The sequence below is a fragment of the Pseudomonas monachiensis genome (assembly GCF_047345015.1).
GTDB classification, from domain to species: Bacteria; Pseudomonadota; Gammaproteobacteria; order Pseudomonadales; family Pseudomonadaceae; genus Aquipseudomonas; species Aquipseudomonas monachiensis.
Map to the genome: position 1 here is coordinate 823,522 of NZ_CP178857.1, position 15,881 is coordinate 839,402.

Here is a 15,881-nt window from a genome sequence, read left to right on the forward strand (position 1 = left end):
GACCTTCGATCAGCCTCTTTTGTACTTATCTCCTGCTTCAATCTTCCGACAACGTATCTCCTGAACACCTGTTTTTCGAGGTGTGATCTTCCCTGCGCTCCCCTGAAGAAGCCCTTTAAAACAGGACTTCAACGAATTCTTGTCGAACAATTTTCACCCCCGGCGATGAAATGCAGTTGACGGTTGTATTTTAAGTTGTACGATGACCTACAACTTCAGCGCGGGCTGAACGGTTTCCTCACACAACGTCGTTATCCAGGGTGTTCGAATAATGAATCCACAAGAACTGAAGTCCATCCTCTCTTCCGGTCTGCTGTCTTTCCCGGTTACCGATTTCAATGCTCAGGGCGACTTCAATCGCGCGGGTTACATCAAGCGTCTCGAATGGCTGGCCCCATACGGCGCCTCGGCTCTGTTCGCCGCGGGCGGTACCGGTGAGTTCTTCTCTCTGGCGGCCAGCGAATATTCGGAAATCATCAAGACGGCCGTCGACACTTGCGCCTCCAGCGTGCCAATCCTGGCCGGCGTGGGCGGTTCGACCCGCCAGGCCATCGAATACGCACAGGAAGCCGAGCGCCTGGGCGCCAAAGGCCTGTTGCTGCTGCCGCACTACCTGACCGAAGCCAGCCAGGACGGCGTTGCCGCCCACGTTGAAGCCGTGTGCAAATCGGTCAACATCGGCGTGGTGGTCTACAACCGTAACGTCTGCCGCCTGAACGCACCGCTGCTGGAACGTCTGGCCGAGCGCTGCCCGAACCTGATCGGCTACAAGGATGGCCTGGGTGATATCGAGTTGATGGTGTCGATCCGTCGCCGCCTCGGTGATCGCTTCAGCTACCTGGGTGGCTTGCCGACCGCCGAAGTCTACGCCGCGGCCTACAAGGCGCTGGGCGTGCCGGTCTACTCCTCGGCGGTGTTCAACTTCATCCCGAAAACCGCGATGGACTTCTACCACGCGATCGCTCGTGAAGATCACGCCACCGTCGGCAAGATCATCGACGACTTCTTCCTGCCGTACCTGGACATCCGTAACCGCAAGGCCGGTTATGCCGTGAGCATCGTCAAGGCCGGGGCAAAGATTGCCGGCTACGACGCAGGTCCTGTGCGTGCACCGCTGACCGACCTGACCGGCGAAGAGTACGAAATGCTCGCCGCGCTGATCGACAAGCAGGGCGCGCAGTAATACATCCGATTAAGTAAGGCCGCTGAGCAATCAGCGGCCTTTTGCGTGAGGAGATCTTCAAGTGGCTGATTCAAAGCGTTTCGATAACTACATCAACGGCGAATGGGTTGCCGGTGGCGATTATTCGACCAACATCAACCCGTCCGAACTGAGCGACGCCATCGGTGACTACGCCAAGGCTGACCTGGCTCAAGTCCACGCCGCCATCGACGCCGCCCGTGCCGCGTTCCCGGCCTGGTCCACTTCCGGCATTCAGGCGCGTCACGACGCCCTGGACAAAGTCGGTACTGAAATCCTCGCCCGACGCGAAGAACTCGGCACCCTGCTGGCCCGGGAAGAGGGCAAGACCCTGCCTGAAGCCATCGGCGAAGTGACCCGCGCCGGTAACATCTTCAAGTTCTTCGCCGGCGAGTGCCTGCGCCTGTCCGGCGACTACCTGCCGTCGGTGCGTCCGGGCGTCAACGTTGAAGTCACTCGCGAAGCCTTGGGCGTGGTCGGTCTGATCACCCCGTGGAACTTCCCGATCGCCATCCCGGCATGGAAAATCGCCCCGGCCCTGGCCTACGGCAACTGCGTCGTGCTGAAACCCGCGGACCTGGTTCCGGGTTGCGCCTGGGCCCTGGCTGAAATCATCTCCCGCGCAGGCTTCCCGGCCGGTGTGTTCAACCTTGTGATGGGCAGCGGTCGTGTGGTTGGCGATGCACTGGTCCACAGCCCGAAAGTCGATGGCATCAGCTTCACAGGTTCCGTGGGTGTCGGTCGTCAGATCGCCGTCAGCTGCGTATCGCGCCAGGCCAAGGTCCAGCTGGAAATGGGCGGCAAGAACCCGCAGATCATTCTCGACGACGCTGACCTCAAGCAAGCGGTCGAGCTGTCGGTACAGAGCGCGTTCTACTCCACCGGCCAGCGTTGCACCGCTTCCAGTCGCTTTATCGTCACCGCTGGCATCCACGACCAGTTTGTCGAAGCCATGGCCGAGCGCATGAGGTCGATCAAGGTCGGCCATGCGCTGAAAGCCGGTACCGACATTGGTCCGGTGGTTTCCCAGGCTCAGCTTGAACAGGACATGAAGTACATCGACATCGGCCAGTCCGAAGGTGCGCGTCTGGTCAGCGGCGGTGCTCTGGTGACCTGCGACACCGAGGGTTACTTCCTCGCGCCAACCCTGTTTGCCGACAGTGAAGCCTCGATGCGCATCAGCCAGGAAGAAATCTTCGGCCCGGTAGCCAACATCGTCCGCGTCGCCGACTACGAAGCCGCGCTGGCCATGGCCAACGACACCGAGTTCGGGTTGTCGGCGGGCATCGCTACCACGTCCTTGAAGTACGCCAACCACTTCAAGCGCCACTCCCAGGCCGGGATGGTGATGGTCAACCTGCCGACCGCCGGTGTGGATTACCACGTTCCGTTCGGTGGGCGTAAAGGTTCATCCTATGGATCACGTGAGCAAGGTCGCTATGCGCAAGAGTTCTACACGGTCGTGAAGACCAGTTACATCGGTTCGTAAACGCAATACCTCTGTAGGAGCTGCTGAAGGCTGCGATCTTTGCTTTTGAAGATCAAAAGATCGCAACCTCGTTTCACTCGGCAGCTCCTACAGGGAAATACCAAAGATTCACCCCGCATAAAAATAATCAGTGGGAGTACATCTACATGCAATCGACCAAGCCGACTCACGTCCGCTATTTGATCCTGCTCATGCTGTTTCTGGTGACCACGATCAACTACGCCGACCGGGCTACCATCGCAATCGCCGGCTCCAGCCTGCAAAAAGACCTCGGCATCGACGCCGTTACCCTCGGCTACATCTTCTCCGCATTCGGTTGGGCCTACGTGGCCGGGCAAATCCCCGGTGGCTGGCTGCTGGACCGTTTCGGTTCGAAAAAAATCTACGCACTGAGCATCTTCACCTGGTCGCTGTTCACCGTGCTGCAGGGGTATGTCGGCGAGTTCGGCATGTCCACCGCCGTGGTCGCGCTGTTCATGCTGCGCTTTTTGGTGGGTCTGGCCGAAGCGCCATCCTTCCCCGGCAACGCACGCATTGTGGCCGCCTGGTTCCCGACCGCTGAACGCGGCACCGCCTCGGCGATCTTCAACTCGGCGCAGTATTTTGCCACCGTGTTGTTCGCACCGCTGATGGGCTGGATCGTCTACAGCTTCGGCTGGCAGCACGTGTTCATCGTCATGGGCGTGATCGGCATCATCTTCTCCGGGATCTGGCTGAAAGTGATCTACAGCCCACGCCAGCACCCGATGATCAATGATGCTGAGTTCAAGCACATCGCCGACAACGGCGGCATGGTCGACATGGACCAGGACAAGGGCAAAGGCAAAAAGGCCGACGGTCCGAAGTGGGACTACATCCGCCAATTGCTGACCAACCGCATGATGCTCGGCGTGTACCTGGGCCAGTACTGCATCAACGGCATTACCTATTTCTTCCTGACCTGGTTCCCGGTGTACCTGGTGCAGGAGCGCGGCATGACCATCCTCAAGGCCGGTTTCATCGCGTCCTTGCCGGCGATCTGCGGCTTCATCGGTGGTGTGCTCGGCGGGGTGATTTCCGATTACCTTCTGCGCAAAGGCCATTCCCTGACCTTCGCCCGCAAGGCACCGATCATTGCTGGCCTGCTGGTTTCCAGCAGCATCGTGGCGTGCAACTACGTGGACGTAGAATGGATGGTCGTCGGCTTCATGGCCCTGGCGTTCTTCGGCAAAGGCGTGGGTGCACTGGGCTGGGCGGTGGTGTCCGACACCTCGCCGAAGCAGATCGCCGGCCTGAGCGGTGGCCTGTTCAACACCTTCGGTAACATTGCATCGATCACCACTCCGATCGTGATCGGCTACATCATCAGCTCCACCGGTTCGTTCAAATGGGCGCTGGTGTTCGTCGGTTGCAACGCATTGGTCGCGGTGTTCAGCTACCTGGTGATCGTGGGCCCGATCAAGCGCGTGGTGCTCAAAGAGCCACCAGCGAACGGTACTGAAGCCCCTGGCAAATTGTCTCAAGCGCATTCCTGAGGAGCGGCGTCATGCAGTTGATTGAACATTCCGACTCGCCGCGCTACATCCGCCTGCACGAGCGGGACAACGTAGTGATCGTGGTCAATGATCAGGGTGTACCGGCCGGCACCGAGTTTGCCGATGGTTTGGTCACCGTGGACTTCGTGCCACAAAGCCACAAGGTCACCCTGGAAGACATTCCAGAGGGTGGCCAGGTGATTCGTTATGGCCAGGTCATTGGCTATGCCTTGCAGCCGATCCCCCGCGGCAGTTGGGTCAAGGAAGATCAACTGCGCATGCCGACCGCGCCACCGCTGGACAGCCTGCCGCTGTCCACCGATGTGCCGGCCGCGCAGGCACCGCTGGAAGGTTTCACCTTCGAGGGTTATCGCAACGCCGACGGCACCGTCGGCACGCGCAACATTCTGGGCATCACTACCACCGTGCAGTGTGTGACCGGGGTGCTCGATCATGCGGTCAAGCGCATCAAGGATGAGTTGCTGCCCAAGTACCCGCACGTCGATGACGTGGTGGCGCTGACCCACAGCTATGGCTGTGGCGTGGCGATCACCGCGACTGACGCGTACATCCCGATCCGCACTGTGCGCAATCTGGCGCGCAACCCTAACCTGGGTGGCGAAGCCTTGGTGATCAGCCTGGGCTGCGAGAAATTGCAGGCCGGGCAAGTGATGCACGACAACGACAGCTCGGTGGATCTCAGCGAGCCTTGGTTATACCGCTTGCAGGATTCCAGTCACGGTTTCACCGAAATGATCGAACAGATCATGGAACTGACCGAGACACGCTTGAAGAAGCTCGATCAACGTCGCCGGGAAACCGTGCCGGCGTCCGAACTGATTCTGGGCATGCAATGCGGTGGCAGTGATGCGTTCTCCGGCATCACCGCCAACCCGGCGCTCGGTTATGCCTCGGACCTGCTTCTGCGGGCCGGTGCGACGGTGATGTTTTCTGAAGTCACCGAAGTACGTGATGCCATTTATTTACTGACCTCACGGGCGGAAAACCAGGACGTCGCCCAGGAACTGGTGCGGGAAATGGACTGGTACGACCGCTACCTGGCCAAGGGCGAGGCGGATCGCAGTGCCAACACCACCCCAGGCAACAAGAAGGGCGGGTTGTCGAACATTGTCGAGAAATCCCTGGGATCGATCGTCAAGTCCGGCAGCAGCGCGATCAACGGCGTGCTTGGCCCTGGCGAGCGTTTCAAGCGCAAAGGCCTGATCTTCTGCGCGACTCCGGCCAGCGACTTTGTTTGCGGGACTTTGCAGTTGGCGGCGGGGATGAACCTGCACGTGTTCACCACCGGTCGTGGCACGCCTTACGGGCTGGCCATGGCACCGGTGGTGAAGGTCTCGACCCGGACCGAACTGGCACAACGCTGGCCGGACCTGATCGACATCGACGCGGGCCGAATCGCTACCGGACGCGCCTCCATCGAGGAGCTTGGCTGGGAGTTGTTCCACTACTACCTGGACGTGGCCAGCGGCAAGCAGCAGACGTGGGCTGAAAAGCACAAGCTGCATAACGACATCACCCTGTTCAACCCGGCGCCGATCACTTAAGACCGAGTCGCCTGCTTCGCGAGCAAGCCCGCTCCCACACTGGATTGTCGTCGCGCACAAATTTTGTGTTCGACACTGATCAAATGTGGGAGCGGGCTTGCTCGCGAAGGCGATCTAGCAGGCGCCGAAGTCTTCAGTGGCTTATCATTAGCCCCCTAACGACGCCCACCAAGGTTACCCCCGGCATGCTGGCAATTTTCCTCGAAACCCTGAACATCACCGCGCCGGTGTTTGCCATGCTGTTTCTCGGGGTGCTGCTCAAGCGCATCGACTGGATCAACGACAACTTCATCCACACCGCATCGTCACTGGTGTTCAACGTCACCATGCCGGCATTGTTGTTTCTGGGCATCCTGCATGCCGACCTGCACGCGGCGCTGCAACCGGCGCTGCTGATCTATTTCTCCCTCGCGACCCTGGCGTGTTTTGCCATCGCCTGGGGTTGGGCGATCTGGAAGTGCCCGCGGGAAGACCGGGGGATCTACACCCAGGGCGCGTTTCGCGGTAACAACGGGGTCATCGGCTTGGCACTGGCGGCAAGCATGTACGGCGACTACGGGATTTCCCTCGGGGCGATCCTCGCGGCGCTGGTGATCCTGTTCTACAACACCCTCTCGACCATCGTGCTGGCGGTGTACAGCCCGGTGATCAAGTCCGATCCATGGAGCATCTGCAAAAGCGTGTTCAGCAATCCGCTGATCATCAGCGTGATCGTGGCTGCCCCCTTTGCCTATTTCAAGATTGGCTTGCCTGGCTGGCTGGAAACCTCCGGCCAGTATCTGGCGCAAACGACCTTGCCGCTGGCGCTGATCTGCATCGGCGGCACGCTGTCCCTGGCCGCGCTGCGCAAAAGCGGCAACATGGCGCTGAGTTCAAGCCTGGTGAAGATGATCGGTTTGCCGGTACTGGCGACACTGGGCGCGTGGTTGTGGGGCTTTCGCGGGGCGGAACTGGGGATTCTGTTCCTGTACTTCGGCAGCCCGACTGCCGCTGCCAGTTTCGTCATGGCCCGGGCGGCGGATGGCAATCACGAGTTGGCGGCGGCGATTATCGTGATCACCACGCTGATGGCGGCGGTCACCACCAATGTCGGGATCTTCTTTTTGCAGTGGGGTGGGTGGATTTAAAGGCAAGGGTCAAAAGATCGCAGCCTGCGGCAGCTCCTACAGGAAAACGCATTCCAATGTAGGAGCTGCCGCAGGCTGCGATCTTTTCAAAGCAATAAAATTATTCCGGCTTCTGGTAACTGTCGATCACTTCCTGCGCCGCCCGAAACGCATCAATCGCCGCCGGCACACCGGCATACACCGCGCAATGCAGCAGCGCCTCGCGAATCTCATCCACAGTGCAGCCATTGTTCAGCGCACCGCGCACGTGACCTTTCAATTCCTGCGGGCACTTGAGTGCAGTCAGGGCGGCAAGGGTGATCAGGCTGCGGGTTTTCAGTGGCAGGCCTTCGCGATTCCACACACCGCCCCAGGCGTGTTCATTGACGAAGTCCTGCAGCGGCTGGGTGAACTCGGTGGCATTGCCCAGTGCGCGGTCGACGAAGGCGTCGCCCATCACTTGGCGGCGGACTTCAACGCCGGGTTTTTTATTCTCGGTCATGGGGCTTCCTTCTTATGGTGTTGGCGACGCCAGGCGCGTAGTGACGTGAACAACAAAAACGCCACCAGCGCCGGCAGGACGAAAAACAGCATCAAGTGTTCCAGCTTGCCGGCCAGTGGCATACCGGTGGTGAACGACACCACGTGTAGCCCATACGCCAGGTACAAACCCAGAAACAGCAGGCCTTCGGCGCGGGTCACCCGGTAGCCGGAGTAGAACACCGGCAGGCACAGCGCCGCGACGCCGAGCATCACCGGCAGGTCGAAATCCAGGGCGTTGGGCGACACCGACAGCGACGACGGTGCCACCAGCGCGGTAAAACCGAGCACACCCAGGAGGTTGAACAGGTTGCTGCCAATCACGTTGCCCACGGCAATATCGCGCTCGCCGCGCATGGCCGCGATCAACGAAGTGGCCAGTTCAGGCAGTGAGGTGCTGACGGCGACGATGGTCAGGCCGATGATCCGCTCCGACAACCCAAGATCGGTGGCCACCGCAACCGCCGCGCCCAGCAGCAAGTGCCCGGCGTACACCAGCATCGCCAGCCCGGCGACGATCATCAGCAGGCTGCTCAGCCATGGCGCTTGCCCATGATGGTCATGGCTCGATACCGGCCGTCCCGAATGCCGTGACTGGCGCAGCAACAAGCCCAGGTAAATCGCCAGTGCCGTCAGCAGCATCACGCCGTCGGCCCGGGACAGTTCTTCATTCCAGGCGAGTACGAACACCAGCAGGCTGGCGCCGATCATCAACGGAATATCCAGGCGTACCAATTGCCGGGAAACCCGCAATGGAATGATCAGCGCGGACAACCCGAGGGTGACGAGGATGTTGAAAATGCTGCTGCCGATCACACTGCCGACGGCGATGTCGGCAGTGTGCGCCAGGGTCGCTTGCAGGCTGACCGCCATTTGCGGCGCGCTGCTGCCGAGGGCGACGATGGTCAGGCCGATGATCAGCGGTCGTACGTGCAACCGCGCGGCGATGCGTACGGCGGCGCGCACCATCAATTCGGCGCCGACAATCAGCAGGAACAATCCGCTGAGCAATTCGATCACACTGATCAGGGGTAAATCGGCTAGTCCGAAAATGGTCGGGGCTCCATCGGTCAGTCGTCCAGGGCTTGCACGCGAACCTTCGCAGTGCCGCTGCGCAGCATGCCCAGGCGCTCGGCGGCTTCCCGGGACAGGTCGATCAGGCGGCCGCGGGTGTGCGGCCCGCGATCATTGATGCGTACCACGCAGGATTTGTCGTTATTCAGATTGGTGACCTTCACCCGTGTACCGAAGGGTAGCTGGCGATGGGCGGCGGTCATGGAATTCATGTTGAAACGCTCGCCGTTGGCGGTGCGTTTGCCTTGGTGTTTGGCGCCGTAGTACGAAGCCACGCCGGTTTTGTCGTAGCCATGCGGATCGACGGTGTCGGTGCTGGCGCAACCGGCCAGGAGCGAGAGGAGGGCGCAGGCGCCGAATAGACGTTTCATTCAAGGTTTTCCCGAAACAATTGTGGGAGCGAGCCTGCTCGCGATAGCGTTCTGACAATCAACACATCGTTGAGTGCCGGACCGCTGTCGCGAGCAAGCTCGCTCCCACAGGGAATGGAGCCAGATTTTAGAGCTGGCTCCATCCTCATCAGCCTTCGAGCTTGCTTTTGAGCAGTTCGTTGACCTGTTGCGGGTTGGCCTTGCCTTTGGAGGCTTTCATGGCCTGACCGACGAAGAAGCCGAACATCTTGCCGCGCTTGGCTTCGTCTGCCGCGCGGTATTGCTCGACCTGCTCGGCGTTGGCCGCGAGCATTTCGTCCAGCACCGCCGAAATGGCGCCAGTATCGGTCACTTGCTTGAGACCGCGCTTGTCGATGATCTCGTCCGCGCTGCCTTCGCCATTGGCCATCGCTTCAAACACCACCTTGGCGATCTTGCCGGAGATGGTGTTGTCCTTGATGCGCAGCAGCATGCCGCCCAGAAGCTCGGCGGAAACCGGCGACTCTTCGATGTCCAGGCCTTGCTTGTTGAGCAGACTGCCCAACTCGACCATCACCCAGTTGGCCGCCAGTTTGGCGTCGCCGCCGATGCTCGCGACTTTCTCGAAGTAATCGGCTTGCTCGCGGCTGGTGGCCAGGACGCTGGCGTCATAGACCGACAGGCCGAACTGCTCCTGGAAACGCTCGCGTTTCTGCGGTGGCAATTCCGGCAAGGTGCCGCGCACGTCGTCGAGGAACGAATTCTCGATAACCACCGGCAGCAGGTCCGGATCGGGGAAGTAACGGTAGTCGTTGGCTTCCTCTTTGCTGCGCATCGGACGGGTTTCGTCCTTGTTCGGATCGTACAGGCGGGTCTGCTGGATGACCTTGCCGCCGTCTTCGATCAATTCGATCTGACGCTGGATTTCACTGTTGATCGCCTTCTCGATGAAACGGAACGAGTTGACGTTCTTGATCTCGCAGCGGGTGCCGAACTCGACCTGGCCTTTCGGACGGATCGATACGTTGCAGTCGCAGCGCAGCGAACCTTCGGCCATGTTGCCGTCGCAGATGCCCAGGTAGCGCACCAGCGCGTGGATCGCCTTGACGTAGGCCACGGCTTCCTTGGCGCTGCGCATGTCCGGTTCGGAGACGATTTCCAGCAGCGGTGTGCCGGCACGGTTCAGGTCGATGCCGGTGGCGCCGCTGAATTCTTCGTGCAGGCTCTTGCCGGCGTCTTCTTCCAGGTGCGCGCGGGTGATGCCGACACGTTTGACCGTGCCGTCCTCGAGGGCGATGTCCAGGTGGCCCTTGCCGACGATCGGCAGCTCCATCTGGCTGATCTGGTAGCCCTTGGGCAGGTCCGGGTAGAAGTAGTTTTTACGGGCGAACACGTTGTGCTGGCCGATCTCGGCGTCAATCGCCAGACCGAACATCACCGCCATGCGCACCGCTTCCTGGTTCAGCACCGGCAGCACGCCGGGCATGCCCAGGTCTACGAGGCTGGCCTGGGTGTTCGGCTCTGAACCGAACGTGGTGGAACTACCGGAAAAGATTTTCGACCGGGTGGTGAGCTGGGTGTGAATCTCCAGCCCGATCACGACTTCCCATTGCATGTGTGTCTCCTCAGAAGCCGGTTGGGGTGCGGGTGTGCCAGTCAGTGTTCAACTGGTACTGGTGCGCAACGTTGAGCAAGCGGCCTTCCTGGAAATACGGGGCGAGCAGTTGCACGCCGACCGGCAGACCGTCGACAAAACCTGCCGGCATGGACAAGCCCGGCAGACCCGCGAGGTTGGCGGTGATGGTGTAGACGTCTTCCAGGTACGCAGCGACCGGGTCGCTGTTCTTGGCGCCAAGCTTCCAGGCCGGGTTCGGCGTGGTTGGGCCGAGGATGATGTCGACCTCATTGAAGGCCGCCATGAAGTCGTTTTTGATCAAGCGACGAATCTTCTGCGCCTTCAGGTAATAGGCGTCGTAGTAACCGGCGGACAGCGCGTAGGCACCGACCATGATCCGGCGCTGTACTTCCGGGCCGAAGCCTTCGCCACGGGAGCGTTTGTACAGGTCGATCAGGTTGACCGGGTTTTCACAGCGGTAGCCGAAGCGCACGCCGTCGAAACGCGACAGGTTGGACGAGGCTTCCGCCGGGGCGATCACGTAGTACGCAGGGATCGCGTGCTGCATGTTCGGCAGGCTGATTTCCTTGATCACGGCGCCGAGCTTTTCCAGCTCCTTGACGCTGTTGTGGATCAGCTCTGCGATGCGCGGGTCGAGACCGGCGCTGAAGTATTCCTTCGGCACGCCGATGCGCAGGCCTTGCAGCGAGCCGTTGAGGCTGGCGCTGTAGTCCGGTACGGGCTCATCGATGCTGGTGGAGTCGTTCGGATCGAAGCCTGCCATACCTTGCAACATAATCGCGCAGTCTTCGGCGGTGCGTGCCATCGGGCCGCCTTGGTCGAGGCTGGACGCGTAGGCAATCATGCCCCAGCGCGAAACACGACCGTAGGTCGGTTTCAGGCCGGTGAGGTTGGTCAGGGCCGCAGGCTGACGGATCGAACCGCCCGTGTCGGTGCCGGTGGCCGCAGGCAACAGACGAGCGGCAACCGCCGCAGCGGAGCCGCCGGACGAACCGCCCGGAACGTGTTCCAGGTTCCACGGGTTTTTCACCGCGCCGTAGTAGCTCGACTCGTTGGCCGACCCCATGGCGAATTCGTCCATGTTGGTCTTGCCCAGGGTCACGGCCCCGGCCGCAGCCAGTTTGGCGACCACGGTGGCGTCGTACGGTGCTTTAAAGTTGTCGAGCATCTTCGAGCCGCAGCTGGTGCGAATGCCCTGGGTGCAGAACAGGTCTTTGTGGGCGATCGGCGCGCCGAGCAGGGCGCCGCTCTCACCGTTGGCCCGGCGGGCATCGGCGGCTTTCGCCTGCGTCAGCGCCAGGTCCTCGGTGAGGCTGATGAAACTGTTGAGCTGCGGATCGAGCTGGGCGATGCGCGCCAGCAGGACCTTGGTCAGCTCTTCGGAGGAAAACTTTTTATCGGCGAGTCCGCGGGCGATCTCGGCCAGAGTCAATTGATGCATTGCAGGCTCTTTCCCTATTAGTCGATGACTTTCGGAACCAGGTACAGGCCGTTTTCGACCGCTGGTGCGATGGACTGGTAGGCCTCGCGGTGATTGGTCTCGGTCACGACGTCCGCGCGCAGGCGCTGGCTGGCTTCCAGTGGGTGGGCCAGCGGTTCGATACCGTCGGTATTGACCGCCTGCATTTCGTCGACCAGCCCGAGAATGCTGTTGAGGGCCGAAGTGATGTGTGGAAGATCGGCATCATTGAGGCCAAGGCAGGCCAGATGAGCGATTTTTTCCACGTCGGAGCGTTCAAGCGCCATGGGATTCTCCAGTGGAAAACAAAACGGACCGCGTCCGTGTGTTAGATTGTCGGAACACTACCGCACTTCTACGGTCATAAGGCCGCGATTGTGGGGCTTGGTGCACAGAAAAGCGGCCAATTTAACATATTGGCGCCTTGCCCAAAATCCCTGTCGTTGTTAGAGTTTGCCGCACTTTTTTACCCACGCGTTGCCTAGGGTCCCTTTCCCATGTTCAAGAAACTGCGTGGCATGTTTTCCAGCGATCTTTCCATTGACCTGGGCACTGCCAACACCCTTATTTACGTGCGCGAGCGCGGTATCGTCCTGAATGAGCCATCGGTTGTGGCCATTCGGACACACGGTAACCAGAAAAGTGTCGTTGCTGTCGGCACCGAAGCCAAGCGCATGCTGGGCCGTACGCCGGGCAACATTGCTGCCATTCGTCCGATGAAGGACGGCGTGATCGCCGACTTCAGCGTGTGCGAAAAAATGCTGCAGTACTTCATCAACAAGGTTCACGAAAACAGCTTCCTGCAGCCTAGCCCTCGCGTGTTGATCTGCGTTCCGTGCAAATCCACCCAGGTTGAGCGTCGTGCAATCCGTGAATCGGCCCTCGGTGCCGGTGCCCGTGAAGTGTTCCTGATCGAAGAGCCAATGGCTGCTGCGATCGGTGCCGGCCTGCCGGTAGAAGAAGCTCGCGGTTCGATGGTCGTGGATATCGGTGGCGGTACCACTGAAATCGCACTGATCTCCCTGAACGGTGTGGTTTACGCCGAATCCGTGCGCGTTGGCGGCGACCGCTTCGACGAAGCGATCATCACCTACGTGCGTCGCAACTACGGCAGCCTGATCGGTGAGTCCACCGCCGAACGTATCAAACAGGAAATCGGTACCGCCTACCCGGGCGGCGAAGTTCGCGAAGTCGACGTTCGCGGCCGTAACCTGGCCGAAGGCGTTCCACGGGCATTTACCCTGAACTCCAACGAAGTGCTGGAAGCTCTGCAAGAGTCCCTGGCGACCATCGTTCAGGCGGTGAAAAGCGCCCTGGAGCAATCGCCGCCGGAACTGGCTTCCGACATCGCCGAGCGTGGCCTGGTACTGACCGGTGGTGGCGCCTTGCTGCGTGACCTGGACAAATTGCTGGCCCAGGAGACTGGTCTGCCGGTGATCGTTGCCGAAGACCCGCTGACCTGCGTTGCTCGCGGCGGTGGCCGTGCATTGGAAATGATGGATAAACACACCATGGACCTGCTTTCCAGCGAATAAGTCGCCGGATTGCCTCTATGCTGTTGAGCGCGCAGGCGGCACTTTGCAGTGCTGCCTGTTCGCGTTTATCTTCTGTCAGTCTGCATCCAGGCCGGATTGCTGCCGTATGAATAAACAGAACATTTGCCTGGGAGGAGCGGCTTATTAAACCGCTTTTCACCAAGGGCCCTTCACTGGGCGTGCGCCTGTTGGTGCTGGTCGTGCTATCGGTCGCGCTGATGGTGGTCGATGCCCGTTTCAGTCTGCTCAAGCCTGCACGCAGCCAGATGTCGCTGGTGCTGATGGACGCCTACTGGATCACCGACCTGCCCGGACGACTGTGGGAAGGCGTTGCCAGTCAGTTTGGCAGCCGGACCGAACTCGTCGCCGAAAACGAAAAACTCAAGACTGAAAACCTGCTGTTGCAGGGGCGCATGCAGAAGCTGGCCGCCCTGACCGAGCAGAACGTTCGGCTGCGCGAGTTGCTCAACTCTTCGGCACTGGTCAATGAGAAGGTCGAAGTGGCCGAGTTGATCGGCATGGACCCCAACCCCTTTACCCATCGCATCATCATCAATAAAGGTGAGCGCGACGGCGTGGTCCTCGGTCAGCCGGTACTCGATGCCCGTGGCCTGATGGGGCAGGTGGTCGAGTTGATGCCCTACACCTCCCGCGTCTTGCTGCTGACCGATACCACCCACAGCATTCCGGTGCAGGTGAACCGTAACGGTTTGCGGGCGATCGCCAGCGGCACCGGCAACCCGGAGCGTCTCGAGTTGCGGCATGTGGCCGATACCGCCGACATCAAGGAAGGCGACTTGCTGGTCAGCTCCGGCCTCGGTCAGCGTTTCCCGGCGGGTTATCCGGTGGCGACGGTCAAGGAAGTGATTCACGATTCCGGCCAGCCGTTTGCCATTGTCCGCGCCGTTCCAACCGCCGCCTTGAACCGTAGCCGTTACCTGCTGCTGGTGTTCAGCGACAACCGGACCGCCGAAGAGCGCGTCAACGCTGCCGCCCAGGCTCAGGAAAGCCTGGATGCACAGGGCGGTGGGCCGACCATTCCGGCGACGGTTCCGAAACTGGCCAGCCCTGCAGCCCCCGCTGCACCGGCTGCCGCACCGGCGATTCCTGCCACGGCGGCGCCTGCGGCCACCGCGCCAGCCAAGCCAGCGACCACGCCAGCCAAGCCTGCGGCAGCTAAACCGCCGGCGGCGCAACCCGCTGCCGCGAAGCCTGCGGCCAAACCGCCAGTGTCCGCGCCGGCCACTCCAGTGGGGAGAGAATAATGGGCGGTGTAAAAGCATCCCGAAACGGCTGGATAGTCTGGCTGACGTTTGCCGTCGGCCTGCTGCTGAGTGTTTCACCTCTGCCGCAATTCATGGAAATCCTGCGTCCGTTGTGGCTGGCCTTGTTGCTGGCATTCTGGGCGTTGAACCTGCCGCAGACCGTCGGGATGGTGACGGCGTTTTGCCTGGGGCTGGCTGAAGACGTGCTCTACGGTACCTTGCTGGGGCAGAATGCCTTGATCCTGACGCTCATCACCTATTTGGTGCTGGCGCTGCAGCAACGCCTGCGGATGTTCCCGATGTGGCAGCAGAGCCTGGTGATCCTGGTGATCTTCGGCCTCGCCCAGCTTGTACAACTGTGGCTCAGTGCCTTGACCGGCAATCGTCAGCCGACGCTGGCGTTGGTGCTGCCGGCACTGGTCAGTGCGCTGCTCTGGCCCTGGATCAGTTTCGGTTTGCGCGGACTGCGTCGACGCTACAAAATCAATTAATTCGCTCAGGCATTGGACAGGGAGAGGTCTTGATGAAACGGTTGTACCTCGCCTCTGGTTCGCCGCGTCGACGTGAACTGCTCACGCAGATCGGCGTTCCGTTCTGCGCCGTCAGTGCGGATATCGATGAAACTCCTTTAGCTCAAGAATCCCCGTCGGCCTATGTCGAGCGACTGGCGCGCGGCAAGGCCGAGGCCGGGCGCGGCAGCGTCGTGTCTGACGAACCGTTCTGTGTGCTCGGTGCCGATACCGCCGTGGTGCTCGATGGAAAAATTCTCGGCAAACCGGTTGATCAGGCGGATGCGTGCGCCATGCTGATGATGCTGTCAGGGTGTGAGCATGAAGTGCTGACCGCGATTGCCGTGCTCGATGGCGAACGTTGCGAATCCCGGGTTGTCACCAGCCGCGTGCGTTTTCGGGATATCAGTCGTGAAGAAGCCGTGGCCTACTGGGCCAGCGGCGAACCACAGGACAAGGCGGGCGGTTATGGCATTCAAGGACTGGGTGCGGTGTTTGTCGCCGGGCTCGATGGAAGTTATTCAGCGGTGGTCGGACTGCCGCTTTGCGAAACCGCGGAACTGCTCGGCCATTTCGGCATACCCTGTTGGCAACCCCGGAACGCACACCAAGCAACGTTTTGAACAGATGCGGCCATT

General features: G+C 60.7%; 15 protein-coding genes. 9 read left to right on the top strand and 6 right to left on the bottom strand.

The features are described from left to right. The first annotated feature begins 271 nt into the window (after positions 1-271). From kdgD to ACMDB8_RS03575, 5 genes are all read left to right on the top strand, one after another. On the top strand, positions 272-1,183 hold the full coding sequence (gene kdgD, locus ACMDB8_RS03555; RefSeq protein ID WP_056728312.1) for a 5-dehydro-4-deoxyglucarate dehydratase: 912 nt from the start codon (positions 272-274) through the stop codon (positions 1,181-1,183). A 61-nt stretch (positions 1,184-1,244) separates the two neighbouring features. After that, complete coding sequence (locus ACMDB8_RS03560; RefSeq protein ID WP_056728314.1) at positions 1,245-2,690, top strand: aldehyde dehydrogenase family protein; 1,446 nt, start codon at positions 1,245-1,247, stop codon at positions 2,688-2,690. Positions 2,691-2,836: 146 nt separating this feature from the next. Next, the gene (locus ACMDB8_RS03565) at positions 2,837-4,204 is read left to right on the top strand and encodes an MFS transporter (RefSeq protein WP_409078300.1); all 1,368 of its coding nucleotides are present in this window, start codon (positions 2,837-2,839) and stop codon (positions 4,202-4,204) included. A gap of 11 nt (positions 4,205-4,215) precedes the next feature. After that, the gene (gene garD, locus ACMDB8_RS03570) at positions 4,216-5,769 is read left to right on the top strand and encodes a galactarate dehydratase (protein ID WP_223542497.1); all 1,554 of its coding nucleotides are present in this window, start codon (positions 4,216-4,218) and stop codon (positions 5,767-5,769) included. Between the two features lie 185 nt (positions 5,770-5,954). Further along, positions 5,955-6,896 carry an AEC family transporter gene (locus ACMDB8_RS03575; protein WP_056728322.1) on the top strand — a complete coding sequence of 314 codons (942 nt, stop codon included), beginning with the start codon at positions 5,955-5,957 and terminating at the stop codon, positions 6,894-6,896. 100 nt (positions 6,897-6,996) lie between these two features. Here ACMDB8_RS03575 and ACMDB8_RS03580 read toward each other — a convergent pair whose 3' ends face one another. From ACMDB8_RS03580 to gatC, 6 genes are all read right to left on the bottom strand, one after another. Beyond that, complete coding sequence (locus tag ACMDB8_RS03580) at positions 6,997-7,377, bottom strand: carboxymuconolactone decarboxylase family protein (RefSeq protein WP_046040018.1); 381 nt, start codon at positions 7,375-7,377, stop codon at positions 6,997-6,999. Continuing rightward, positions 7,374-8,435 carry a calcium/sodium antiporter gene (locus ACMDB8_RS03585; protein WP_409078299.1) on the bottom strand — a complete coding sequence of 354 codons (1,062 nt, stop codon included), beginning with the start codon at positions 8,433-8,435 and terminating at the stop codon, positions 7,374-7,376. The genes ACMDB8_RS03580 and ACMDB8_RS03585 overlap by 4 nt, the downstream gene beginning before the upstream one ends. A gap of 50 nt (positions 8,436-8,485) precedes the next feature. Then, the gene (locus ACMDB8_RS03590) at positions 8,486-8,860 is read right to left on the bottom strand and encodes a septal ring lytic transglycosylase RlpA family protein (protein WP_223542495.1); all 375 of its coding nucleotides are present in this window, start codon (positions 8,858-8,860) and stop codon (positions 8,486-8,488) included. A 148-nt stretch (positions 8,861-9,008) separates the two neighbouring features. Further along, a complete protein-coding gene (gene gatB, locus ACMDB8_RS03595) occupies positions 9,009-10,454 on the bottom strand; it encodes an Asp-tRNA(Asn)/Glu-tRNA(Gln) amidotransferase subunit GatB (RefSeq protein WP_056728336.1) in 1,446 nt (481 codons plus the stop codon). A gap of 10 nt (positions 10,455-10,464) precedes the next feature. Next, positions 10,465-11,916, bottom strand: coding sequence for an Asp-tRNA(Asn)/Glu-tRNA(Gln) amidotransferase subunit GatA (gene gatA, locus ACMDB8_RS03600; RefSeq protein ID WP_056728337.1), 1,452 nt, complete (start codon positions 11,914-11,916; stop codon positions 10,465-10,467). A 17-nt stretch (positions 11,917-11,933) separates the two neighbouring features. Beyond that, positions 11,934-12,221 carry an Asp-tRNA(Asn)/Glu-tRNA(Gln) amidotransferase subunit GatC gene (gatC, locus tag ACMDB8_RS03605; protein WP_007901429.1) on the bottom strand — a complete coding sequence of 96 codons (288 nt, stop codon included), beginning with the start codon at positions 12,219-12,221 and terminating at the stop codon, positions 11,934-11,936. A 210-nt stretch (positions 12,222-12,431) separates the two neighbouring features. On the opposite strand from gatC, the gene mreB reads away from it, so the two are divergent. The 4 genes from mreB (at position 12,432) to ACMDB8_RS03625 (ending at position 15,866) form a co-directional block, all read left to right on the top strand. Next, complete coding sequence (gene mreB / locus ACMDB8_RS03610; protein WP_002555108.1) at positions 12,432-13,469, top strand: rod shape-determining protein MreB; 1,038 nt, start codon at positions 12,432-12,434, stop codon at positions 13,467-13,469. 143 nt (positions 13,470-13,612) lie between these two features. Further along, positions 13,613-14,734 carry a rod shape-determining protein MreC gene (mreC, locus tag ACMDB8_RS03615; protein ID WP_409078339.1) on the top strand — a complete coding sequence of 374 codons (1,122 nt, stop codon included), beginning with the start codon at positions 13,613-13,615 and terminating at the stop codon, positions 14,732-14,734. After that, positions 14,734-15,225 (top strand): rod shape-determining protein MreD, encoded by a 492-nt coding sequence (gene mreD, locus ACMDB8_RS03620; protein WP_007970244.1) that lies wholly within the window; start codon positions 14,734-14,736, stop codon positions 15,223-15,225. Before mreC ends, mreD begins: the two co-directional genes overlap by 1 nt. Positions 15,226-15,257: 32 nt before the next feature. Continuing rightward, on the top strand, positions 15,258-15,866 hold the full coding sequence (locus tag ACMDB8_RS03625; protein ID WP_223542494.1) for a Maf family protein: 609 nt from the start codon (positions 15,258-15,260) through the stop codon (positions 15,864-15,866). The last annotated feature ends 15 nt before the right edge of the window (positions 15,867-15,881 follow it).